Genomic DNA, 22,346 nt, shown 5'->3' on the forward strand with positions numbered 1-22,346 from the left:
AGTAATGATTGAAATGAAAAACGTAATTAAAAAATTTGATCGACACGTCGCGGTCGAAAACGTCAACCTAACCATTCAAAAAGGTTCGATATATGGATTAATCGGTTCAAACGGGGCAGGTAAGACCACCATCATCAAGCTCCTCGCGGGTATTTACCGGCAGGATCAAGGGGAAGTCACGATTGACGGGCAGCCCGTTTTTGAAAATATCCACCTCAAAGAAAAAATATTTTACATACCAGACCATCCATACGTTTTCCCACAATACACCACCAAGCAAATGGCCCGCTTTTACAGAAGCTGCTATCCAAGCTGGGATGAGGAACGCTTCAAGAATCTAGCCCAAGCGTTTGAGGTGGATGTAAATAAGAAAATTCAATCCTTTTCCAAAGGCTGGCAGCGTCAGATTGCCTTTATCATGGCTCTGGCGGCAAAACCGGACATTCTCATCCTCGATGAACCAATGGATGGCCTTGATCCGGTTGTTCGCAAAAAGGTGAAGAATCTGCTGATTCAAGATGTGGCAGAGAGGGAAATGACGATTCTCGTTTCGTCCCACAACCTTCGGGAAATTGAGGACATTTGCGACCATATCGGCATCCTTCACAAAGGGTCACTTTTAATCGAAAAAGAACTGGATGACCTAAAGTCCAATGTCCACAAAGTCCAAGTTGCATATAAGAATGGCCTGCCGGATAGACTGCTCGATAAACTAAAGCCGCTTCATGCGGAAAAACGGGGAAGTGTCCATTTGCTTATCGTCAGGGGTGAGGAGGCAGCAATAGCAAAACAAATTATCGAGACCCATCCCGTCATTTTTGACCTGCTCCCACTAACACTTGAAGAAATCTTTATTTACGAAATGGGGGATATCGGCTATGCCATCAAAAATGTCGTTGTTTAATAAAGAACTGATGCTGCAAATGGGACGCAGTACAGGCTGGATTTCCGTCATTTACCTGCTTGGTCTGCTGTTTGTGCTCCCGATTCGAATTCTATTAATTCTATATTCAGATTCTGATAATTTTTTATACTATCAGTCTCGTAACAACCTTTTTCAATATGACTACGAGATTCAGGTTTTCCTGATTGCGATTGCCCCTGTCATTTTGGCTGTCTTTTTGTTTCGGTTCCTGCATGTCAAACAAGCAGCGGACCTCATGCATAGTCTTCCGTTAAAGAGGGAGCGAATTTTTCACCATTATGCTCTGACAGGAATGGTGCTGCTCATTCTCCCGGTAGCCATCGTGACAGGAATTGTTTACATCATGCATTTCACCTATGACCTCGGCAGCTTGTTCACGATCCATGATTTACTCTACTGGTCAGGCACAATCATCGTTATTACGCTGCTCCTGTATATATCAAGCGTATTTGTTGGAATTATGACGGGAATCTCGGTAGTTCAAGCCGTACTGGCGTATGTTTTTCTGTTTTTCCCAATCGGGATTACCGTATTGCTGTCCTATAATTTGAAAATCTTGCTCTACGGATTCCCTGGCGATTTTTTCCTAAACCGCCAGTTGGAAAAATTATCACCAATCACCTTTACGGCTGTTCTTGAAAGCCGAGCTTTTCAATGGAAGGATGCTGTGCTGTATATTGTCCTGACAATTGTCCTGTACGGGCTGTCCCTGTTTTTTTATAAAAAAAGAAATCTGGAGCTTGCCTCTGAAGCAATTGCCTTTCCGAAATTGCGTTCCGTCTTTAAATATGGGACTGCCTTTTGCTTCATGCTTCTGGGCGGGTCGTATTTTAACGATGTTTCCTTTAAAAATCTTGGCTGGACCCTGTTTGGTTATGGAATCGGAGCAGCTATCGGCTACTTTGCGGCGGAGATGGTGCTGCGTAAGACATGGCGGGTTTTCACTCGCATCAAGGGTCTTGTCGTTTATCTAGCTGTTATTGCGTTTCTTGTAGTAGGGGTTCAGGCGCTTGGATTTTATGAAAATAGAATCCCGGAACAAAGTGACATTAAGAATGTCCTGCTGACGGATAATCCGAATTTTTACCTGAGCCATGATGGCTTTTACGGGGATGTCTTTGACCCTAAACCAATGAAGGAAACGGAGAATATCGCCGCCGTCCTGAAGATGCATAAACAAATCTTGGCCAATAAAAAAATCAATGAGCAGGAAAAGAATAAATCCGATAGAGAATTCTTTATCATGTATGAATTGAAAAACGGGAAAAAGGTCATTCGCCAGTACCGTGTCATGACGCGTCTTTACGAGGATTTATATAAGCCGATTTACGAATCGAAGGAGTATAAAATGACTTCAAGAGAGATTTTTATGGTGGATGAAAAGAAAGTGAGTTATCTGCAAATCAGGGCCAATGGGCCGGTGAACAAGTTTGTGACCCTTTCAAAGCCGGAGGATGTAAGGCAGGCGTTGTCGCTATTAAGGGAAGATGTGCTGGCAGAATCCTATAATGATAGTATTTATTATTCGGGACTTGGATCAACCATTGAAATCAATTTGGGGAATGAACAGTCTGTTATGTTTGAATTTAAGCCGACTTATCGGAAATTTGAGAGTTGGTTGAAGGAAAAGGAAGTGCTCGATCAGGCAAAGGTAACCGCAGAGGATATTTCACATGTCCTGGTGGCAAAGGGTGATTTCTCTTCCATTGAGGACAGCGGGAAATTTTCGACAGATATCGAATCAGCGATAGAACACAGTGGGAACACCTTGAAAATTACCGATAAAGGCCAAATTGAACAAGTACTTGAGAAGGCCGGGACAAATCCTCGTAGTGAATATGCGGCTATTGTGTATTTTAATGATGGTCATTTTAATGAAGTCACTTATTTTGATGAGGAGCATGTGCCTGAGTTTATTAAAAATCATTTTAAATAAGCGGGAGCGAGAAATGAACGCAGTTAATTTTAATGAGGTATATTCTAAACACGCAAAACGGCTATATTATATTGCTTATCAGTATACTAGAGACGAGTTTTTGGCAGAGGATATCGTCCAAGAATCCTTTTTAAAGGCGTACCGGAAATTGGACACGGTAGAGGACAATGGCAAGTTAGGAGCATGGCTCTCGGCCATTACCGCGAGAACCGCGATTGACTTCCTTAGGTCAGAGAAAAGACGACAATGGACGCCGATGGACTACGCCGAACTGGAACCATTGCACGGTGTCGGAGCGGGAGCGGGTAGCGGTTCTAGTACAGAGGAGGCGGCCGTCATCCGGCTTTTCCAAGAGGAGATTGGCGGCTCAATAGAGAACCTCTCCAAGGAATTCCAGGAGGTGCTGATACTCAAAATGCAGTACGGACTAAAAGAAACCGAAATCGCTAGCCGCCTCAACCTCAAATCCGCCACTGTCAAAACCCGGCTTTACCGGGCTAGGAAACAGTTGCGGCAGATTTTGGCGGCTGGGTAAGGTGCAGAGAATAGGTTTTAGTTGGGTGTCAGGCCCCACGCATGGACAATTGTCCGTGTGGGGCGGACACCCTTTTTTTATTTCTACTAAGCCGACTGAAAATATGAAGGTATGGTAGTTATGAGGGCTTCATAACGCCCGGGCGAGAAGGAAAAAGGAAGCATCGGTAGTTATGAGAGGGTTCATAACGCCCGGGCGAGAAGGAAAAAGGAAGCATCGGTAGTTATGAGAGCTTCATAACGCCCGGGGGAGAAGGAAAAAGGGAGCATCGGTAGTTATGAGGGCTTCATAACTACCGGCCGAGAAGGAAAAAGGAAGCATCGGTAGTTATGAGAGGGTTCATAACGCCCGGGGGAGAAGGAAAAAGGGAGCATCGGTAGTTATGAGAGCTTCATAACACCCGGACGAGAAGGAAAAGGGAGGCATCGGTAGTTATGAGAGGGTTCATAACGCTCGAGCCAAAAGAAGAGGTGGGGCTTCGGTAGTTATGAGAGCTTCATAGAGTTCCAGCAACGGTTCAAAGCGCAAAACTTCATACGTTGTTAATGACCTCGGCCATTTTCTTATGAAGAAATGAAGTCCCCGCCATTAACATGCAAGGTTTGCCCGCTAATTTACCGCTCCCTTTGTAATCTCGATTTTCCGAGATCGGCTTCGGATTCATTAAGTATTCAAGTCCCGGCAGCTGGTCCTGATGCTGCGGCGGAAAGGAAAGTGGCTGCTCCTCGCATTTTGTTTCCTTGCTATAGTAAGGATACATCGGATAATTTCTCATGATAGTACCTCCATAACATGGGCATTGGACTAAAACACTATATGCAGCCGAATCCCGCGGGGTTCCCGGCTGCCTATTCCAATAAGTAATTCTTATCCTTTTTCATAAAAACTGCGAAATTTATTTATCGAGGGGACAGGAATATACTGGTAGTGAAGTGACAAGGGGGTGTCAAGGATGGAATATATCTTGCTTTACATGATTGGAATCTGTGCTACAACGCTTGGGACGCTTGCGGGCGGGGGCGGACTCATCAGCCTCCCTGCCATGCTGATATTAGGGCTGCCAATCCACTCGGCTATTGGTGCGAACAAAGTATCCAACACGGTTAGTTCCTTTTCGAGCTTTTACCATCTTTATAGAAAAAAGGAAATTTCCCTAAAGGAAGCCATCTGGATTATTCCTGTCAGCCTCGGCGGCGGGGTCACTGGCGGCTTCATCGCATCCCATATATCGGGGAAAAATATGTACATCATTGCTATTATTTTGCTTATTTTCGCTTTTATCGCTTCCTTTAAGGGGAAAGGGAATTTCGCAGGCACGGAACCGTTAAAGATGAACAAGGTCAGTGTGCCAGGCTTGTTTGGAATCGGATTGTATGACGGCCTGTTTGGCCCGGGACAAGGAACGCTGATGCTTTATTTGTTCGGCTATTTGAATATTGCCTACCTTCGCGCTGTGGCTTTGGTGCGGATCGCGACTTTTTCCAGCTGCTTTGGCGCTGCCATTTCCTATATCTCAACTGGAAAAATCATTTGGCCAATGACGATTGCGCTGCTGCTTGGTTCCCTTTCCGGAGCGCAAATCGGCGTCCGCATTGCCGAAAAACTAAAACCAAAATATGTGAAACCCATCTTACGAGTAGTGACAATCGGCCTGATTTTCCAAATATTCGTAGATAAAGTTATATGATGCATGGGGGCGGTTCTCTTGTTTCTTTCTTATATGAAACAAAAGAACCGTCTTCGCGTTTTATGAATACTTTAAAGGAGCCGAATTTTGTGGAGAGGGTGATATGGTGGTTGGTGGCAGTACTGAGTGGAGTGGTTATCTTGATGCGATTGATGATGCCCTGAATCAGGGGATGGCAGCCAAGGAGGTTGTTTGTTCGATTACAACTGGCTTTCGCGTGATTCCTTCGCTTCGTAATGCGCCTGGCTTGAATCCGTATCATGCGTCGGTGGCGGATGTCGGCTACGGCTTTGATGCGGTCAGGGGGACAATCGCACGTATGACAAGCGGCGAAGCAATTCCGTTAGTAAAAGAAATGCTGGTCCTCGACCTCGATACGCTTCGAATCAGCGAAAAACAATTGAGCCCCAATTTTGAGCTGGTTGCCCAAGAGGCAGGGCCGGATACTTATTATTTGATTGAACAAAGCCGCCATTTAAACCGGCAGATAGCTGATAAAATCAACGAAGCAATTGAGTATGGGAAGGCTCTTTTTGACCCTGAATGGAATGTCATCTTGAAACGCGTGCAAACCGTTCAGGCTGTTCCGCGTCTTTAATAAAAATTGTGAAATGGAGGGAAGGGAATGCCTGGCGCTAAAATGAATGAAGGGGAACGGCAGCGGCTGCCGGAATGGTGGGACGCAACCGAACGGGGGATAATTTTGGTGAAAAGGCTGATGTCGTATGTGACAGAACTCCGACTGCATCCGGAGTCAAGACGTGCCGATGGGATGATTTTGTTTTATCGGGCTGCATCAGAGGTTTCGTATGGGTACGCGGGGATGAGAGGCTGCATTCGCAGAGCGTTCACACCTGAGTTTTCCGAATTCCTCCGCCAAAATATTGTCAAATGCCATAGCTTTGCTAGGAGATTTTCAGTCGACACAAAGGTGCTTCTCGAGCGGGTCGCCAAACAAATCAGCGGGCAGGAAGCGCTCGCAATAGTTCAACGCATTCGCGAAACCCTTCGTGAAAATGACACGGTTTTAGAGGAAATAGAAAATAAGAAGAATGCTTTTTTAGGTGTGATTCGGGTGTGAAACATGGGGACGGTTCTCTTGCCTCATTTTTTAAAATGAGGCAGAAGAACCGTCCCCATGCACTCAAACACAAGCTTCGTATTCTCTCATAATGTTGCTAATAATGGTTTTGACCGGCAGGATTTCTTTGATTTCATGGACTCTTGCACCAGCGAAAACAAGGCCGTTCTCACTATCCCCATTCATGGATGTAATCAACGAATCCAGTGTGCAAAAACGATAAGAACAATTCTTCAGGCAATCAATGCAATGCTTTATTTTCACCTTTTTCTCATCTGAAATGAGTTCGGTAAAATGGTTTTTAATCATACGTCCCTGGAGGCCAACTGTGGTTTTGAGCAAAATCGTATCTTCTTGACGGGCATGAACATATTTTTCCTTAAATGATAACGGTGCATCACACTCTTCGCTGGCTACGAACCGAGTGCCCATTTGGACTCCTGATGCTCCCATCTTTAAGGCGCGAGCGAGGTCCTCACCTGTCAAAATGCCGCCGGCAGCAATGACGGGAATCTTCACTGCGTCTATTACTTCTGGCAGGATATCGAATAAGGGCCTGTCTGTACCAAGGTGCCCGCCGGCTTCAAAGCCTTCAACCACAACAGCGGAAGCCCCAAGGCGTTCAGACATCTTCGCAAGCCTTGCTGTAGATACAATCGAAATGACTGGAATGCCAGCTTCTTTACCCCAGGCATACATATCCCTTGAAATTCCTGCTCCTGATATGATGAAATCAACCTTTTCTTCAATGGCTGCTTTCATTTTTTCCGCAAAATCATTCATGGCAAATAGAACATTAACACCAATATAACCAGTGCTCGCTATACTTTCCCTCGCTTTTCTAATATGCAATCTCATTTCCTCGACCGTAATCCCTGTTCCTGAGATAATTCCAATGCCCCCTGCGTTTGCAACTGCTGATGCCAGCTTACTTAAAGAAATTCCTACTCCCATACCGCCTTGCATGATAGGAAATTTGGGCATCATGTGACCTATTTTCAATTGCGGGAAATTCAAGAAAAAACCCCATTTCATTTTTAATTTTGAAGGAATTTACACCTTCTCATTGTAGCAATAGGGTTTCCATAATGCAGTGAGTTAATTAACACCTGGTACTAATGGTTGATAATGTTTTTATGGTTTGTCACAGAATGTTCAAATTTACGGACAATCCAACCAGGAATCTTAATGAACGGAATGAGAGACCGACTCCAGATTCTTAACTTTTAGTATGCAGGCCAACGCAAACAGCATACTTACCGCAGCTGCAAAGAATAACATCCTAAATCCAAAGTGGTCAATCAGCAGACCTAAAACTGGCGGGGATACGATGGCAGCAAGGGAGGAAACCAAATAATATAAGCCGGTTCGGGTCCCATTTCTGTGTTCACTCCCCGTTGAAACCACATAAGGATAAGCATTGATATTGATGCAAGCCCAGAACATTCCTCCGGCGACGAGAAAGAACCTCAAGACAAACACGGAGTCTACCCAATTTAAGAAGAGAAAGACAAAGAATAACCCGATGACTCCTATTAAAATCACCTTTTTCTCCCCATATTTAGCGCCAAAAAAACCGCTTGGAATAGAGGACAGGACAAAGCTTAATGAAAAGAATGCTAACGAGAAGGCGGAATCACTTCTCGACAAGCCAAGTTCTTTTACCCCATACAAGGTAAACAACGCCTCCATCCCTTGGATTGCCACAAACCAAAAGAAAATGGCCGCCAGTAAAAAAATCGTGGGTGAGTTCAGTTCGCCTTTGTAATCTATCTTAGAAGCAGTCGACATGGTAACCGGTAAAGAATCGCGGTTTTCCTTAATATTTTTAAACAGAACCCATAACGTTACGATTAAAACCATCCCCACCAGCAGAAATGGCAAGGATTCATGAACATTAAACAAAAATGCCCCCACACTGAAGGCCAAGATGGCCCCTAGGCCGCCCATGAAATTAATGATCCCGTTCGCCTTGGTACGCTGATATTCTGGTGTAATGTCGGGCATCAGGGCAATGGTGGGTGAGCGGAAAATGGCCATTGATAAGTTCATACCAACCATGAAAAGGATTAACGTGAAAAGATTATGATGGAAAGGAATTAGCGCGATAAAGAGGGCTGCGAGTGGAATGCCGATAAGCAGGTAGGGCATGCGCCTTCCGAAGCGTGTCTGGGTCCGGTCACTGAGGCTGCCTACATAGGGCTGTATAAAAAGGGCGAAATAATTATCAATCGTCATGAGAAAGCCAATTAAAGCCGTGCTTTCCAGATAATCGTTCAGAAAGAAAGGGACAAAGCCGTTATACAAAGACCAGCCGATACTAATGCTGAAAAATCCGAACCCTAACAGCCATGTTTTTCGCAAGAGAAAAACCCCCCCTTCGGCAGCTGATTCTTTTGTCCCATATCCGAAAGCATGCCTCATAAACCTATTAATAGGAATGTTATTATCATATGCCGCACCTTCATTCTTTTGCCTGATTTTTTCATAGCTTGATAGGGAAGGGCCCAATAAAATAAATTTTTCAATAAGCAATTGACAGATATTAGAAAAGGTATTATTATCATTATTGAGAATGATAATAATAAAAACAGAGGGTTCAAAGGGGAGATTGAAATGGTAAGTACGGCAAAGATTATTGCGATGTTTGTTCCAATTATCTTTTCGTTTGTATTATTTATTGGATTGATTTTGTTTTATAGAAAGAGAACTGGGGTGTCTGCAAAGCCTGTAATTTTAGGGGCAGTTGGTTTTATTGTGTTCAGCCAAGTGCTCGAGAAGATTTTGCATGTGGTCGTAATCACAAGCTTCCCAAATTACGCCGACCATCCTTTGGCATGGGGAACATACGGCGCCTTGGCGGCAGGGCTTTTTGAAGAATTAGGTAGATTCATATTATTTACATGGCTTTTGAAAAAATTCCATGACTATAAAGGCGGTATTTCGTTTGGAATTGGCTGGGGAGGCATTGAGGCAATTCTCCTTATGCTGGTGGTTTGCGGTCAGGCTTTGGTTTTTTCCTTTATGCTCAATGCTGGAACGTTTGAAAGCTCAATGGCTCAGCTGCCAAGCGATCAGGTTGCAGCCATTAAAGATGCTATTCTAAGTCAAGGAACAGACTTTTATTACTTTGCCATCCTTGAACGTTTCTTAGCAGTCTTTATGCAAATGGCTTTTAGTTTATTAGTTTTATTGGGTGTTACAAAAAAGAAATTTTCATATGTAATTTTGGCAGTTCTCATCCATGCAGGAGTAGACTTTCCAATCATATTTGCTCAAGTCGGCAAGATTACTAATCTGTGGATCATTGAAGGATACTTGGCGGTTATCGCTGTATTCTCAATCATCTTTATCAAAAAATCCAAAACGATGTTTACAGACGACGCAAAATAGAATAATAGAAAATGAAAGACTTGGACCCAGCGCGGCTCAAGTCTTTTTTTATTTAAGGAAAAGTTAAGGAAGGGATTTGATAATAGGCTTATCCAAAAATATGTTTCCGGTTGGGCTTTACCGGATATGAAAAGGAGTAAGCAAAGATGAAAAAATGGATCCTTATTGCAATTAGTGTGCTGATTGTGGGGTATGTCGGTTATCAGTGGTATAACTCCAAAAACGCCACGCAAGCCGCATCGGCACAAGTCCGGACTGCAACCGTACAAAAAGGTAAGTTAGAAGTGAAAATCAGCGGGTCGGGTGCGGTCCAGCCGGTGACAAGTACTGACATTAAGTCAAACGAAAACAATAAAATAATCGATGAAGTATTGTGGTCTCCCGGTGAGGAAGTAAAAGCAGGTGAAGAATTAATCACTTATACAGATGGAAGCGACCCTGTCACGGCACTTGCAGATGGTATGATCACTTCTTTTTCCGTTGCAGCAGGTGATCGGGTTACACAAGGGCAGGTGGTTGCCCACTTAACGAACTATAAAGACTTACAAACCGTCGTACAGGTCGATGAGCTGGATATAACCAAGATTCAAGTGGGACAAGCGGTAAACATAAAGGTAAATGCACTGCCTGATCAAACTTTCACAGGAAAAGTATCGGCGGTGGCTAATGAAGGGACATCATCCAATGGGGTGTCCACATTTGATGTCACCATTCATTTTGATCAAATTGATAATCTGAAAGTTGGCATGAGCACAGAGGCGAGTATTCTGACTGCAAGTAAAGAGGAGGCCCTCTATATTCCACTTGATGCAGTCCATACAGCAAATGGTGAGAAATATGTCATCGTGGCTTCAAATAACTCTAACGGTCAATCAGAACAAAAAACGGTAAAAACAGGGTTAGCAAATGAAGATTATGTAGAAATCACAGAAGGTGTTTCAGAAGGTGATATCCTTCAGTTGCCACAATTAGCTACAGATAGCTCGTCTTCTACTAATACCCGCGGTATGATGCAAGGCGGGTTTGGTGCAGGCATGGGCGGCATGGGTGGATTTAATCGCGGCAACGGTGGTGGACAATGGCGGTCCGGCGGCGGAGAAAGGAGCGGGAAATAATGAGCAGGCAAATGGTTCCGTTCCGTAATTTTACGGACTCAGAAGGGAGCAGTCAGTAATGGGTCAACCAATCATTCAAATCACCAACCTAATGAAAACCTATAAGCTTGGCGGCGAAACAGTTCACGCCTTAAATAATGTATCTATCAAAATTGAAAATGGGGAATTTCTAGCGATCATTGGTCCGTCCGGTTCAGGAAAGTCAACCTTGATGAACATGATTGGCTGCCTTGACCGTCCCCAGTCCGGAAAATACTTGTTGGACGGCAAGGACATTGGCAAGATGAATGATAACCAGTTGGCGGTAATCCGCAATCAAAAAATCGGCTTTATTTTTCAAAACTTTAACCTGTTGACCAAATTAACGGCTATTGAAAATGTGGAACTGCCCTTGCTGTATGCAGGTGTTCCGGCAAAGGAACGGAAAGCAAGAGCAATGGAAAGCCTAAGCAAGGTTGGTTTGAAGGAGCGGGCCGGGCACCTGCCTACCCAGCTATCCGGCGGTCAGCAGCAGCGGGTTGCAATTGCCAGAGCATTGGCCGGAAATCCTTCCATCCTTCTTGCCGATGAGCCAACTGGTGCCCTTGACAGCAAGACAAGCAAGGAAATTCTTAATTTAATGAAGGAACTGAACGAATTAGGCCATACCATCATTTTAATTACACACGATTTGGCCATAGCGAAGCAAGCAGGCCGAATGGTCAGCATCCAGGACGGACAGCTTTTGGAAAATGGGGGTGAGCTGATTGGGAATATGGCAATCTATTAAAATGGCACTCCGCAGTATCCAGAGCAATAAGCTTAGATCGGCCCTCACCATGCTGGGGATGATTATTGGGGTATCCTCGGTGATTGTGCTTGTGTCGATTGCCCAGGGTTCGGCCCAGAACGTTACCAGCAGGATTAATCAGCTTGGTACAAACCTGTTAACCATCAGTACGTTTGGAACGGATTTAGCTTTAACGGAAGACAAAATCAGTGAACTTAGTAAATTGAATGGTGTCAAAGCCATTTCTCCAGTTGTTTCGGGCCGTGTCAATGTAAAAAAGGATAAAACCGCTTCGCAGGTATCCGTGACGGGGACCAATGCCGCTTATTCGGATGTGCGCGACACAAAGGTTAAGCAAGGACGTTTTATCACCGACCTTGATGTTGAATACCGCCAAAAAATTGCCGTGATCGGCTCGGAAACAGCTTCCACCTTTTTTGGATCGGAAAACCCTGTCGGGCAATACATCCAAATAGAAGGCACTTCTTTTAAAGTGGTCGGAGTGCTGGCATCAAAAGGAAGCTCGATGGGACAAAGCGGCGACAATACGGTCATCGTTCCGCTCAGCACCGGCCAGCGGCTAGTGAAAAGCACAACCATCAACCAAGTTTATTTGCAAGGGAAAAGCGAAGAGCAAATGGATGCTGTCATGAGCGAGGTGAAGCTGGCACTCGCGGGCATGTATCCAAACAAAAGCGATTCGTACAGTGTCACCAATCAAAAGGACTTGATGGATACGATGAGTTCTGTAACGAATACGATGACGATGATGTTGGGCGGAATCGCCGGAATTTCACTGCTTGTGGGCGGGATTGGAATCATGAATATTATGCTTGTTTCGGTTTCCGAGCGGACGAAGGAAATTGGGATCCGCAAGGCGATTGGCGCCAAACGGCGTGATGTGCTGCTGCAATTCCTGATTGAGGCGGTGGTATTAAGCGGCGTCGGGGGATTGATTGGGATCCTTGCCGGCGTGGGATTAGGAAAGCTGCTGTCATCGCTGTTTAGTTTAACAGTGTCATTCACCTCTTCGGTGATGATTGGTTCGTTCCTCTTCTCGCTGGTGGTTGGTGTCATCTTCGGGGTGTTCCCAGCCAATAAAGCGTCAAAACTAAACCCTATTCAAGCCTTAAGGTACGAATAAAAGTTTGGATTTCAGCGGCCTTTCTTTTGCGGCCGCTTTGTTTCCTATATAATGATTGTAATAAAAATTTTGGGAGCGTTCATTTATGCGTTTATTAGTGGTAGAGGATAATCTCTCCTTGCTGGAATCCATTGTCCAGCTATTATCCGATGAATTTGAAGTGGACCAGGCAGCCAACGGAGAAGATGCCTTGTTTTTAGCGATGCAAAACATTCATGATGCAATAGTATTGGATGTGATGATTCCGGAGATTGACGGTTTTGAAGTCCTCCAAACCATTCGCAGGGAAGGCCTGAAAATTCCGGTTCTTTTTCTAACGGCACGGGACTCCTTGGAGGACCGTGTAAAAGGACTAGACAGCGGCGGGGACGATTACTTAGTGAAGCCGTTTCAGGCAGCGGAATTAAAGGCGCGGATCCGTGCGCTATTAAGACGGAGCGGGAGCTTAACGACCAACCAAACCATTCGATACCGGGGAATTGAATTACTGGGCCGGGAACGGGATATTGTGGTGGATGGCAAACCCATTAAGCTCACGGCCAAGCAATACGAGCTGCTTGAATTTCTCATCCAGAACAAGGGAGCGATTTTAACAAAAGAACAAATCTATGACCGTGTCTGGGGGTTTGATTCCGACACCACCATCGCCATAGTCGAGGTATTTATGCATCATCTTCGGAAAAAGTTGGAACCATACGGCTACCACTCCGATATTAAGACTATTCGCGGTGTCGGCTATATGCTGAACGAGGAATAGGGGCAGCGGATGTTCAGGCGCACACATATTAGGCTGACTTTGTTAAATTCGCTGGTTTTAATCGTTTTAATCAGCATTCTTGGGAGCGTTATTTATTTTTATACGGATAATCGATTATATCAGGATGTAAACCGGTCGTTAATGGAATCTGTTAAACACTTACAACAGCAGCCAGGCGTTGACGATGATGACCACGATTCTCCCGGCCCTAGGTTCATGAAACGGGACCCAAGGATCATGATCTTATTGTGGCAGAGTGAAGGTAAACAGCTGATCGGGGAACAAGGTCGTGAAACCGAGTTGTTTTCGGGGAAAGAGGAGCAGATTCGGCCGAAAAAACTAAATTCCTTACAGGATGTGGTAGCAGGAGGGTTTTCCTACCGATATATCGCTTTTGAAGTGAATACTACAGCAGGAAAAATCACAGTGCAATTCATTCGTAACGTCAATTCGGAAAAAGAATTATTAGATAGGCTGTTATTAATTATCTTAATCGGCTGCGGTATTGGTGTCATTTGCGCGCTGGCTTCCGGGTATTTCCTGGCTGGCCGGGCTCTTGTCCCGATTAAGAAGGCCTGGGATAAACAGCAGGAATTTGTCTCGGATGCCTCTCATGAGCTGAGGACGCCGTTGGCGGTCATTCAGGCGAAAACCGATGTGCTGTTCCGGAATCCAAAGGCCACCATTCAAGATAGAATTCACGATATTTCAACTATTTCAAAGGAATCGCGAAGACTTTCCAAGCTGGTGACCAATTTATTGACGCTGGCAAGGTCTGACTCCAATCAACTGGAAATGAAGAAGCAAGAGTTTCAAATCGATGAGCTTTTAAAAGAAATCCTTTTGCAATTTGAAGATATTGCTTTATATCAAGAAAAAACAATACATTTACAGGCACCTGAGCCTGTTGCTTTTTGCGGGGATAAGGAAAGGATTCACCAGCTCATTGTTATATTACTGGACAACGCGATGAAGTATACAAGTGAAGGCGGGGAAATCAAGCTGTCTTGTCTGCAAAGCCACTCAAGCATTACGCTTACCATAAACGACACTGGGATTGGCATTCCGGAGCAGGACATACCGCGGATATTTGACCGCTTTTTCCAAAGCGATAAAGCTCGGACTTCTGCTGAGGGAACGGGGCTTGGCTTATCCATTGCTAAATGGATTATCGACAAGCACCATGGCAAAGTCAAAGTGAACAGCTCGCTTGGTAAAGGAACATTGATTGAAATTGTCTTTCCAAGAACCCAAAAAAATTAATATGGGTTCTTTAATTTTTTTAAGAATATCTTAAGGAAAGCTCTTCATAATGAGGGTATCTAATGGGTACAAGCATATTGAAGGGAGAAAACTTTAAATGAAAAAAGTGAGAAAAGCTCATTTATGGATTGGTTTAATAGCTTCTGTGTTAATCTTTATGGAATCGCTCACAGGGCTGCTTATGAATGAACCATGGTTGATCGGACAGACCCAGATGGGGGAGCGCGGCAATTTCCAGCCTGGTCAATTTAGACAAGGTTTTACAAACGGAGCAGGACAGACTCAACGAGGGTTTAATCGCCAAATGCAAGGCCAAGCGAACGATAGCAACCAAGGGCAAACAAATGGGCAATTCGGAAATCAAATGCAAGGGCAAGATGGTAACCAAATGCAGGGGCAGAACAGAAACGGCCAATTCCAAGGAGAAGCTGGCAGGTTTAACGGAAACGGAAACTTCACCAGAGGGTTCCGCGGTGAAGGCATAGGCCAAACATCCGCTATGGGCATCATCAGGGGACTTCATGAAGGCCGAATCGGAAATACCGATGTCAAGTGGCTGATCGACCTGACTGCCATTGCGATGATGTTCCTAACAGGTTCAGGCATCTATCTTTCTCTAAAAGTCCTTGGTGCGGAGAGAAAAAGGAAAAGACGTGAGGAAGATCCTTATAATGCTGTGCTCTATTTAGGAAAAGCAAACATGATAGTTTATTAAAATGGAAGCGGCACGTCTGAACGATGTGTCTCTTTATTTTGCATAAAATTAACAGGAAATCGAATGTCAGATGCCGAATAAAAGGGAGAATGAATTTTCGGACAGTGGAGGAAAGCGGATTTGATAAAGGATATGGAGTCAATATTAATCATTGATCAAAAGGATGGGCTGGGTCCAGAATTCAGCAAACTAGTTTCAATGATGGACTACGCAAGGGCCACAACAATTGAAGAAGTGAAGGATCTTACCGTCGAGGAGCTGGATTTTCTTTATGACGAGGATGCCAATTCCATCGGTATGCTGCTGGCGCATTTTGCAGCAGTTGAAAAAGTGTACCAAATCGTTACCTTTGAAAATCGGGACGATTTAACCGATGAAGAAGTTGCCCGTTTTAATCCAGCACTAGATCTGGGAAGACCCGCACAAGAAATCAAAGGTTATTCCATTGATTATTACTTAAAGGAATTAGCAGAAGTCCGGGCTGCCACCATTGAAAAATTCAAAACCTTGCCGGACGAATGGTTATTTGAGCAGACTCCATTTTGGTGGAACCTTCCGGCCAATAACTATTTTAAATGGTTTCATGTTTTTGAAGATGAATTGAATCATAGGGGCCAGATTCGGCTCATAAAAAAGATGATCAAAAAAGAAAAAAACTAAGAAATTAGAGGTGGAGATAGTTGAATATTTATGTTATCCGTCACGGCGAATCAGAGCATAACGTTGACAGGAACGTGATGGCGCATACGCACGATTCCCAGCATAGTTTGACAGAGCTTGGCCACAAGCAAGCCCAAGTTACGGCCGATTTTATGAAGACAAACGTGAATGGAAAGACCGTACTATACAGTTCCCCTTATTTGCGGACGAAACAAACCGCCCAGGCGATTCATTCCTTGCTTCCGGGGGAGGTTCCATTTTACGAGAATCCTCTATTAAGAGAATGGGAGCTTGGCAATCTTTATGATTTCAACAACCGGACTCCGGAGGCTAAAAAGGAATATAAAGCGGCGGGGCAATTTTATTTCCGCTTTCAAAATGGGGAGTCACTTGCGGATGTATACCTGCGTGCGACCATGTTTATGAATACGGTGGTTGACCGCCTTAAGCGGCAGCAACGCTATGATAACCTCGTAATTGTCACGCATGCAGCCTTTATGCATATGCTTCTGGCTTTTCTAATGGAAACGCCTGTTGAAGAATTAATCAATTTCAAGCCGATTGAAAATGCCTCAGTCATCAAGATTGATGAAGCGGATGGGGACTATCAGTACGAAAAAATATTTGTGCCAAAGGTTGAAATCTAATCCTATGAAAAATGGCCCGGCCAAAAAAGGCAGAGGGCCATTTCTTTATTAAAGTGCTTCATTAATAACCTTTTTGTAATAAGCAACCGAAAGGACACCAAAAATGGAGTATAGTGCCGCATACAACAGCATAACAATCAGCATCGGCGTCCAAACCTCCGTACCGAACAGGAACCAGCCCGATTGTACCGCAAAATAACCATGTGATAACCCAACTGCCAATGGAATGCCAAAGCTAAACAGTTGTTTCCCCTGAATCCCTCTGAGAAGATCCCCTTGCGTAAAGCCAAGCTTACGTAAAATCGTATAATTCGGCTTTTCTTCCTCACTTTCACCCATCTGTTTAAAATAAAGAATGCAGCCAGAAGTGATTAGGAAAGTCAATCCCAAGAAGCCCACGATAAACATGGCGAGCCCCATTGACTGTTTCTGCTTATTGATAAGGTCAAGGCGGGAATCATTCCCATGCTCCCTGCTAAAATCCAAATCGGTGAATAGCTTATTTGCTTTTTCAAGCTGCTCCTCGGTTTTTAAATTAATGCCGATAAAAAGGGAAGAGTCTTGTTGAATCTTTGGATCCAAGTCTTGCTTAAGCCGCTGAAACACGGCATCATCAACAATCGCAGTGGGGGAACCGCCTGCTGTGTAATACCAGGAAATGACGAACTCCTTTTTCAGGCCCGTGTATTTTAGCGGAATCACTTCATTTTGTCCCTTTAATTGAAACGTTCCAGACTCCTTTAAACCCATAAATTTTTGGAGAAGATCGTTATAGCCGGTAAATATAGTTTCCCCAGGGGCTACATCGACATCTTTTACAGACCTCTCGCTGATGACCGACATTGGCATATCGGCAGGGTCTACCATCATTCCTTCCAAATCCCGTTCCAGGAGGTTTTTTAAGTTTGCGCTGACCTGAAGTACCTCAATCCTTTTTTCACGGTAGTTAATTCCCTCTGCACCCAGTGCGTTTGTAAATTTCTCTGCAATCCCTTCGTTTACAAAAGCAAAATCGGCGGCTACATTATTCTGGGCTGTTTTTTCAACAGAATAATAGGAGATGTAGCAGAGTGATAATAATCCGATGGCCAGCGCTGATACAGTAGTAATAATCGATAGTAACAAGGCATTCGATTTCATCCGGAACATGATGGAGGATAGTGACATCACTTCTTTAATGGTCAAATAACCGTTTTTCCGTTTGCGGATGAGTTGAAAAATGAAACTCACCGAACCCTTATAAAACAAATACGTTCCGATAATGACCGATCCGAGAATCCCTGTCATCGCCGCAAACAGTGCCGGCATGGTGGTGAAATCACCACTGAATAGCTTTGATGAGATATAATAGCCAGTGGCAATCAACAACAAACCGAGAATGCCGATGATGTTTCCGACCGTCGATAGTTTTTGTGCTTTTCCTTCTGTTGAGGAAATGACCCTGAACAATGCCAAGATACTTTGCCTTTTGATGAAAATAAAATTCATTAACATGATAAACAGGTAAATCACCATAAAAACAATGATGGTCTGTACGAGCGCCTGGGTTGAAAAATGGAGGCTGGCGACTGCGTCAACACCGGTAATTTTAAATAGAATCATCAGAATCAAGCGTGAAATAGAAAATCCGAGAAAGATGCCAACCACGAGCGACCCAAAGTAAAGAATGAAGTTCTCGGCACTGAGAATCCGGAATATCCGCCCTTTGGTCATCCCAATCAATTGGAACAAACCGATTTCCTTGCTGCGCCGCTTAATGAAAATGTTATTGGCGTACAGCAAAAAGATGGAAACAATAGCAACAAGCAAAATCGAAGCGGTCCGAATGGCGGCAGCCCCTTTGATAGTACCCTTCGCCTCCGTCATCGCCGGGTCATACTGCAGCGTGACAAAGGAGAAGTAAAGGGCGACGCTGAAGACCAACGCAAACACGTACAAATAATAATTCTTTATATTCTTTTTCAGGTTGCGAAGGATGAGGTGTTTAATGCTCATATTGAACACCGCCCAATACCGCTTGTGTTTTCATGATATCTTGAAAGAACGACTGCCGGGATTGTTCGCCCTTGTTCAATTGGGTATAAATCTGCCCGTCCTTAATGAATATGACCCGGCTGCTGAAGCTTGCGGCAACAGGATCATGGGTGACCATCACAATGGTGGCATTTCGCTTTTGATTTAATCCGCTAAGCTTATTTAGCAAGTCCGAAGCAGATTTGGAATCGAGCGCACCAGTCGGTTCGTCGGCAAAAATTATGCTCGGTTCATGGATAAACGCCCGCGCTGCTGAAGTCCGCTGCTTCTGCCCGCCGGAAATTTCATTTGGATATTTGTCCTTGAGTTCGTAAATTCCCAGCTCTTCGGCCACCGCCGCAAATTTTTGATCGGCTTCCTGTTTTGGCATTTTCGTGATCGACAAGGGAAGAAGAATATTTTCCTTAACCGTCAAGGTATCCAGCAGGTTGTATTCCTGAAAAATAAACCCTAAATGGTGTTTCCGGAATTCTGCCAGCTGCTTTTCCTTCATCCGGGTGATTTCGTTTCCTTCAATTTTGATGGAACCGTTGCTTGCTTTGTCGATCGAGGAAAGAACATTCAGCAGCGTTGTTTTTCCAGAGCCTGAAGCCCCCATAATACTGACAAATTCCCCCTTTTCAATACTTAAATCAATCCCCTTTAACACATCCTGCTTATTCCACTTGTTACCGTAGCTTTTATCAATTTTGCTAGCTTCTAAAATAGGCATAATCGACACACTCCTTATTTCGATAGCTTCATTATAGGGCTGGGGGGCGGGCTGCTTCCTTCGTTTCACCGAACAAATAAAGGAAAGCATGTGACGTTTTTGTCACATGCCTGTAATCCGGACAAATTCATTTTGTTTTGGGAAGATTAATGTAAACGTTGTTCCTTCACCTAGTTTGGAGTGCACACCAAATTGAATCAACAACGGCTTGGCTGCTTGTCTTGCGAGATATAGCCCCATGCCGGTTGCGGCACTGTCTTGATGTTGGGTTGTTGAGGTAAAGCCCTTGTCAAAGATGCGGGGCAAATCCCTCTGGTCGATGCCGCGTCCGAAATCCTCTACCTCCAGAATCGTCCGTCCATCCCGTTCATAGCTGCTGCGAATCTGGATATCTGAGGAGCCGCTGTATTTAACGGCATTGGTTAACAGCTGCCTGATGATAAACGCCAGCCACTTCGCATCGCTGCATACTTCGGCAGCCGCCAATTCCACCTCAAAGCCAATCCCTTTTTGCATGCACCAGGATTGCAATGCTTTAATCTCTTTAAAAATAATGTCCTTTAAATTTACATTTTCAATATACAGGTCGTTTTCCATAAACGGAATCCGCTTTTGATGGAGCTGCTGGTCAAGCAGAAGATGAATGCGCAGCCATTCATATTTTAAATTGGCCTGAAGCTCGGTGTCTTCGATCCGGTCAATCATTAACGACATCGCTGTCAGCGGCGTTTTGACCTCGTGAATCCAGGATAACAGTTCATCCTTTTCCTGTTCAAGCATCGTCCGGTTGGCAGACGCCTCTATTTTAAGGGACTCTGTTTGGTTGGTGACACTTCTTTCAATCATTTTTTCAAAAGGGCTTTTTGCGGCTGGAAAGCCTGTTAAATCAAGGCTGTTTTCCCAATCTGCCAGTCCTTTATAAAATTTCGTCTCGTGGTGATAACGTACGGCTAAAAAAATGGCAAAGATGATGAGCGATAGAAAAACAATATATAGAACAGGTAAAAACGGGATTGCTGAATCAAGGAAGGAAATCGACATGACGAGAAACTCCAAGGCAAGAATAAACAAAATCCAGCTTAGCCGTTCCAGTAAAAACTTTTTGATCATGGCCGCTGCACCTCGACCGCCATGTAGCCTTGTCCCACCTTTGTTTCGATAAAGTGGCCAATTCCAATCTCATCAAGTTTTTTGCGGAGCCGGTTGACGTTGACCGTTAGGGTATTATCGCTGACAAACCGCTCGTCGTCCCACAAGCTTTTAATTAACGCTTCGCGCGTAACGATTTTATTCTTTTGATTAATAAGCACTCTTAAAATAAACATCTCATTTTTGGTCAGCTCGATAGCACCAGCGTTATTAGTGACTGTATTTTTTTGATAATCAATTGTCGCTCCGCACCAAGTCTTGAGTTCAATTTGGCTGTCGCTGCTGTAATCATAAACCCGGCGCAGCATCGCCTGGATTTTGGCAATCAGGACATCGAAATGGAAAGGCTTTTGGATAAAGTCATCCGCACCAAGCTGCATTGCCATGACCATGTCGGAAGGATGATCCCGTGACGATAAGAACAAAATCGGCACGCTCGAATGGGAGCGAATCATCCGGCACCAATGGAATCCGTCAAATTTAGGGAGTTGGATGTCAATGATGACTAAATCCGGCTTGATGGTGGTGAACTCCTGCATGACTTGGCTAAAATCTGTAATTCCATGCACATCATAGGACCAGCCGGTAAGCCGTTCCTTTACCTCGTTGAATAGTGTGGCATCATCTTCAATTAATAAGAGTTTGAACATTGGTTACACCAACTTATTTCGGTTTTCTCTATTTCATAATATAGCAAAAATTTCCTTTTATCTATTAAAAAAAAGAGCCGGCTGTTTTTTTAACTGGCTCTTTTCTAGATTATAGCTGATCGGCTGGGAATTTGATGCCGGCATCCATTCTGGCTTCGACTAGCTCCTGCATAACCGAGTAACTGTAATCAAGCAGTTCATAGCAGCGGTCAAAGTTTTGATTTTTAAAGATGTCTTTGAAGGCCAGTAGCTCATAATATAGCTTATTCGTGTTGGTCTGCTCATTTAAGGTGACAGTTGTTCCAGCGGTATGTAAGATGACATTTTGGCAACCGTTCGCCCCGTTTTCAACATGGATATATCCTTTTTCACCTTGGATAAGGACAAAATTGAGACCCTGTGTATCCTTGCTGCCTACACACTCAGCGATAAAGTCAGGATATTTCAGAACGAGAACCCCAGAAGTATCAATCCCGCTTGGGTGCTTGTTGGCTGTATAGCGGATGGTTTCCGGCGTCCCGAACAGATTCATCACGAAATGGAGGTTATAAATGTTGATGTCCACAAGCGCCCCTCCGGAAAATTTCGGATTAAACACATTCGGCATCTCTCCGGCGAGCAGGGCATCATATCTGCTTGAGTACTGGCTGTAGTTACATTGAATCATTCTTATTTGCCCTAACTTCGGCAGGTTATCTTTAATAAGTTGGTAGTTGGGCAGGTGAATCGTTGTGATGGCCTCAAACAGCATTAACTTTTTTTGTTTGGCGAGTGCTATCAAGCTTTCGAGTTCTGCGACGGTCGAGGTGAATGGTTTTTCACATATGACATGTTTTCCATGCTGGAGAGCCTGTGTTGCCTGTTCGTAATGCAGGCTGTTTGGGGAAGCCAGGTAAATAAAGTCAATGCCTGGGTCCTGGTACATTTTTTCGATGTCGGTGTAGATAGCAGGGATTTGATATTTTTCGGCTAACGGTTGGGCAGTTTCCTGTTTTCTGGAATACATCGCCACACATTGGGCGTCTTTTATATTATTTAATGCAGAAAGGAAGGTATCCACAATCGAACCCGTTCCAACAGTAGCAATATTCATATGCTCAATTCCTCCAATAACAAAATACTTCTAACATCATAAAGTATTTTGGCGAACTTGCCAAATCAGGCATGAAATGAG

General features: G+C 44.2%; 23 protein-coding genes. 15 read left to right on the forward strand and 8 right to left on the reverse strand.

What is annotated here, in order from left to right; all coding sequences use genetic code 11:
• Positions 1–4 precede the first annotated feature (4 nt).
• The 3 genes from ACNQGS_RS24835 to ACNQGS_RS24845 are packed head-to-tail and all read left to right on the forward strand — an operon-like array spanning position 5 to position 3,396.
• Positions 5–904 (forward strand): ABC transporter ATP-binding protein, encoded by a 900-nt coding sequence (locus ACNQGS_RS24835; RefSeq protein ID WP_491489660.1) that lies wholly within the window; start codon positions 5–7, stop codon positions 902–904.
• A complete protein-coding gene (locus tag ACNQGS_RS24840) occupies positions 879–2,861 on the forward strand; it encodes a DUF6449 domain-containing protein (RefSeq protein WP_491489661.1) in 1,983 nt (660 codons plus the stop codon). The genes ACNQGS_RS24835 and ACNQGS_RS24840 overlap by 26 nt, the downstream gene beginning before the upstream one ends.
• On the forward strand, positions 2,827–3,396 hold the full coding sequence (locus ACNQGS_RS24845; RefSeq protein WP_491489662.1) for an RNA polymerase sigma factor: 570 nt from the start codon (positions 2,827–2,829) through the stop codon (positions 3,394–3,396). Before ACNQGS_RS24840 ends, ACNQGS_RS24845 begins: the two co-directional genes overlap by 35 nt.
• 532 nt (positions 3,397–3,928) lie before the next feature.
• Here ACNQGS_RS24845 and ACNQGS_RS24850 read toward each other — a convergent pair.
• A complete protein-coding gene (locus ACNQGS_RS24850; protein WP_491489663.1) occupies positions 3,929–4,171 on the reverse strand; it encodes a hypothetical protein in 243 nt (80 codons plus the stop codon).
• 177 nt (positions 4,172–4,348) lie between these two features.
• On the opposite strand from ACNQGS_RS24850, the gene ACNQGS_RS24855 reads away from it, so the two are divergent.
• The 3 genes from ACNQGS_RS24855 to ACNQGS_RS24865 all read left to right on the forward strand — a co-directional run bounded on the left by ACNQGS_RS24855 (position 4,349) and on the right by ACNQGS_RS24865 (position 6,164).
• Complete coding sequence (locus ACNQGS_RS24855; RefSeq protein WP_464492440.1) at positions 4,349–5,083, forward strand: sulfite exporter TauE/SafE family protein; 735 nt, start codon at positions 4,349–4,351, stop codon at positions 5,081–5,083.
• A gap of 103 nt (positions 5,084–5,186) precedes the next feature.
• Positions 5,187–5,681: a hypothetical protein gene (locus ACNQGS_RS24860; protein WP_491489664.1), complete on the forward strand. Its 495-nt coding sequence runs from the start codon at positions 5,187–5,189 to the stop codon at positions 5,679–5,681.
• A gap of 27 nt (positions 5,682–5,708) precedes the next feature.
• Positions 5,709–6,164, forward strand: a complete 456-nt coding sequence (locus ACNQGS_RS24865) for a hypothetical protein (RefSeq protein WP_491489665.1) — start codon at positions 5,709–5,711, stop codon at positions 6,162–6,164.
• Between the two features lie 63 nt (positions 6,165–6,227).
• Here the strand turns inward: ACNQGS_RS24865 and ACNQGS_RS24870 are convergent, their stop codons facing one another.
• Both ACNQGS_RS24870 and ACNQGS_RS24875 read right to left on the reverse strand, forming a co-directional pair.
• On the reverse strand, positions 6,228–7,199 hold the full coding sequence (locus ACNQGS_RS24870) for an NAD(P)H-dependent flavin oxidoreductase (RefSeq protein WP_491489666.1): 972 nt from the start codon (positions 7,197–7,199) through the stop codon (positions 6,228–6,230).
• 150 nt (positions 7,200–7,349) lie between these two features.
• Positions 7,350–8,528, reverse strand: a complete 1,179-nt coding sequence (locus tag ACNQGS_RS24875; protein WP_491489667.1) for an SLC45 family MFS transporter — start codon at positions 8,526–8,528, stop codon at positions 7,350–7,352.
• A gap of 171 nt (positions 8,529–8,699) precedes the next feature.
• On the opposite strand from ACNQGS_RS24875, the gene ACNQGS_RS24880 reads away from it, so the two are divergent.
• The 9 genes from ACNQGS_RS24880 to ACNQGS_RS24920 all read left to right on the forward strand — a co-directional run bounded on the left by ACNQGS_RS24880 (position 8,700) and on the right by ACNQGS_RS24920 (position 16,627).
• The gene (locus ACNQGS_RS24880) at positions 8,700–9,557 is read left to right on the forward strand and encodes a YhfC family intramembrane metalloprotease (RefSeq protein WP_491489668.1); all 858 of its coding nucleotides are present in this window, start codon (positions 8,700–8,702) and stop codon (positions 9,555–9,557) included.
• A 146-nt stretch (positions 9,558–9,703) separates the two neighbouring features.
• A complete protein-coding gene (locus tag ACNQGS_RS24885) occupies positions 9,704–10,672 on the forward strand; it encodes an efflux RND transporter periplasmic adaptor subunit (protein ID WP_491489669.1) in 969 nt (322 codons plus the stop codon).
• A 58-nt stretch (positions 10,673–10,730) separates the two neighbouring features.
• Positions 10,731–11,441, forward strand: a complete 711-nt coding sequence (locus ACNQGS_RS24890; RefSeq protein ID WP_491489671.1) for an ABC transporter ATP-binding protein — start codon at positions 10,731–10,733, stop codon at positions 11,439–11,441.
• Positions 11,419–12,585, forward strand: a complete 1,167-nt coding sequence (locus ACNQGS_RS24895; protein WP_491489672.1) for an ABC transporter permease — start codon at positions 11,419–11,421, stop codon at positions 12,583–12,585. The genes ACNQGS_RS24890 and ACNQGS_RS24895 overlap by 23 nt, the downstream gene beginning before the upstream one ends.
• Before the next feature lie 85 nt (positions 12,586–12,670).
• A complete protein-coding gene (locus ACNQGS_RS24900; RefSeq protein ID WP_491489673.1) occupies positions 12,671–13,342 on the forward strand; it encodes a response regulator transcription factor in 672 nt (223 codons plus the stop codon).
• A 9-nt stretch (positions 13,343–13,351) separates the two neighbouring features.
• A complete protein-coding gene (locus tag ACNQGS_RS24905) occupies positions 13,352–14,605 on the forward strand; it encodes a sensor histidine kinase (protein ID WP_491489674.1) in 1,254 nt (417 codons plus the stop codon).
• Positions 14,606–14,702: 97 nt separating this feature from the next.
• The gene (locus ACNQGS_RS24910) at positions 14,703–15,320 is read left to right on the forward strand and encodes a PepSY-associated TM helix domain-containing protein (RefSeq protein WP_491489675.1); all 618 of its coding nucleotides are present in this window, start codon (positions 14,703–14,705) and stop codon (positions 15,318–15,320) included.
• A gap of 132 nt (positions 15,321–15,452) precedes the next feature.
• Complete coding sequence (locus ACNQGS_RS24915) at positions 15,453–15,980, forward strand: DinB family protein (RefSeq protein WP_491489683.1); 528 nt, start codon at positions 15,453–15,455, stop codon at positions 15,978–15,980.
• 20 nt (positions 15,981–16,000) lie between these two features.
• On the forward strand, positions 16,001–16,627 hold the full coding sequence (locus tag ACNQGS_RS24920) for a histidine phosphatase family protein (RefSeq protein WP_491489676.1): 627 nt from the start codon (positions 16,001–16,003) through the stop codon (positions 16,625–16,627).
• Positions 16,628–16,675: 48 nt separating this feature from the next.
• Here the strand turns inward: ACNQGS_RS24920 and ACNQGS_RS24925 are convergent, their stop codons facing one another.
• The 5 genes from ACNQGS_RS24925 to ACNQGS_RS24945 all read right to left on the reverse strand — a co-directional run bounded on the left by ACNQGS_RS24925 (position 16,676) and on the right by ACNQGS_RS24945 (position 22,265).
• Positions 16,676–18,622, reverse strand: a complete 1,947-nt coding sequence (locus tag ACNQGS_RS24925; protein WP_491489678.1) for an FtsX-like permease family protein — start codon at positions 18,620–18,622, stop codon at positions 16,676–16,678.
• Entirely contained in the window at positions 18,612–19,373 is a 762-nt protein-coding gene (locus ACNQGS_RS24930) for an ABC transporter ATP-binding protein (protein ID WP_491489679.1), read from the reverse strand. Before ACNQGS_RS24930 ends, ACNQGS_RS24925 begins: the two co-directional genes overlap by 11 nt.
• Before the next feature lie 102 nt (positions 19,374–19,475).
• Positions 19,476–20,483, reverse strand: a complete 1,008-nt coding sequence (locus ACNQGS_RS24935) for a sensor histidine kinase (RefSeq protein ID WP_491489680.1) — start codon at positions 20,481–20,483, stop codon at positions 19,476–19,478.
• Complete coding sequence (locus ACNQGS_RS24940; RefSeq protein WP_491489681.1) at positions 20,480–21,172, reverse strand: response regulator transcription factor; 693 nt, start codon at positions 21,170–21,172, stop codon at positions 20,480–20,482. The genes ACNQGS_RS24935 and ACNQGS_RS24940 overlap by 4 nt, the downstream gene beginning before the upstream one ends.
• Positions 21,173–21,281: 109 nt before the next feature.
• Positions 21,282–22,265, reverse strand: coding sequence for a Gfo/Idh/MocA family protein (locus ACNQGS_RS24945; protein WP_491489682.1), 984 nt, complete (start codon positions 22,263–22,265; stop codon positions 21,282–21,284).
• Between the last annotated feature and the right edge of the window lie 81 nt (positions 22,266–22,346).

Source organism: Neobacillus sp. PVCKKU3 (genome assembly GCF_058323225.1).

Coding starts and splice junctions, on each gene's coding strand:
- ACNQGS_RS24930 (WP_491489679.1), bottom strand. CDS start 19,373: ATGCCTATTTTAGAAGCTAGCAAAATTGATAAAAGCTACGGTAACAAG.
- ACNQGS_RS24860 (WP_491489664.1), top strand. CDS start 5,187: ATGGTGGTTGGTGGCAGTACTGAGTGGAGTGGTTATCTTGATGCGATT.
- ACNQGS_RS24850 (WP_491489663.1), bottom strand. CDS start 4,171: ATGAGAAATTATCCGATGTATCCTTACTATAGCAAGGAAACAAAATGC.
- ACNQGS_RS24890 (WP_491489671.1), top strand. CDS start 10,731: ATGGGTCAACCAATCATTCAAATCACCAACCTAATGAAAACCTATAAG.
- ACNQGS_RS24835 (WP_491489660.1), top strand. CDS start 5: ATGATTGAAATGAAAAACGTAATTAAAAAATTTGATCGACACGTCGCG.
- ACNQGS_RS24905 (WP_491489674.1), top strand. CDS start 13,352: ATGTTCAGGCGCACACATATTAGGCTGACTTTGTTAAATTCGCTGGTT.
- ACNQGS_RS24870 (WP_491489666.1), bottom strand. CDS start 7,199: ATGAAATGGGGTTTTTTCTTGAATTTCCCGCAATTGAAAATAGGTCAC.
- ACNQGS_RS24910 (WP_491489675.1), top strand. CDS start 14,703: ATGAAAAAAGTGAGAAAAGCTCATTTATGGATTGGTTTAATAGCTTCT.
- ACNQGS_RS24840 (WP_491489661.1), top strand. CDS start 879: ATGCCATCAAAAATGTCGTTGTTTAATAAAGAACTGATGCTGCAAATG.
- ACNQGS_RS24940 (WP_491489681.1), bottom strand. CDS start 21,172: ATGTTCAAACTCTTATTAATTGAAGATGATGCCACACTATTCAACGAG.
- ACNQGS_RS24915 (WP_491489683.1), top strand. CDS start 15,453: ATGGAGTCAATATTAATCATTGATCAAAAGGATGGGCTGGGTCCAGAA.
- ACNQGS_RS24935 (WP_491489680.1), bottom strand. CDS start 20,483: ATGATCAAAAAGTTTTTACTGGAACGGCTAAGCTGGATTTTGTTTATT.
- ACNQGS_RS24900 (WP_491489673.1), top strand. CDS start 12,671: ATGCGTTTATTAGTGGTAGAGGATAATCTCTCCTTGCTGGAATCCATT.
- ACNQGS_RS24845 (WP_491489662.1), top strand. CDS start 2,827: ATGTGCCTGAGTTTATTAAAAATCATTTTAAATAAGCGGGAGCGAGAA.
- ACNQGS_RS24945 (WP_491489682.1), bottom strand. CDS start 22,265: ATGAATATTGCTACTGTTGGAACGGGTTCGATTGTGGATACCTTCCTT.
- ACNQGS_RS24885 (WP_491489669.1), top strand. CDS start 9,704: ATGAAAAAATGGATCCTTATTGCAATTAGTGTGCTGATTGTGGGGTAT.
- ACNQGS_RS24855 (WP_464492440.1), top strand. CDS start 4,349: ATGGAATATATCTTGCTTTACATGATTGGAATCTGTGCTACAACGCTT.
- ACNQGS_RS24925 (WP_491489678.1), bottom strand. CDS start 18,622: ATGAGCATTAAACACCTCATCCTTCGCAACCTGAAAAAGAATATAAAG.
- ACNQGS_RS24865 (WP_491489665.1), top strand. CDS start 5,709: ATGCCTGGCGCTAAAATGAATGAAGGGGAACGGCAGCGGCTGCCGGAA.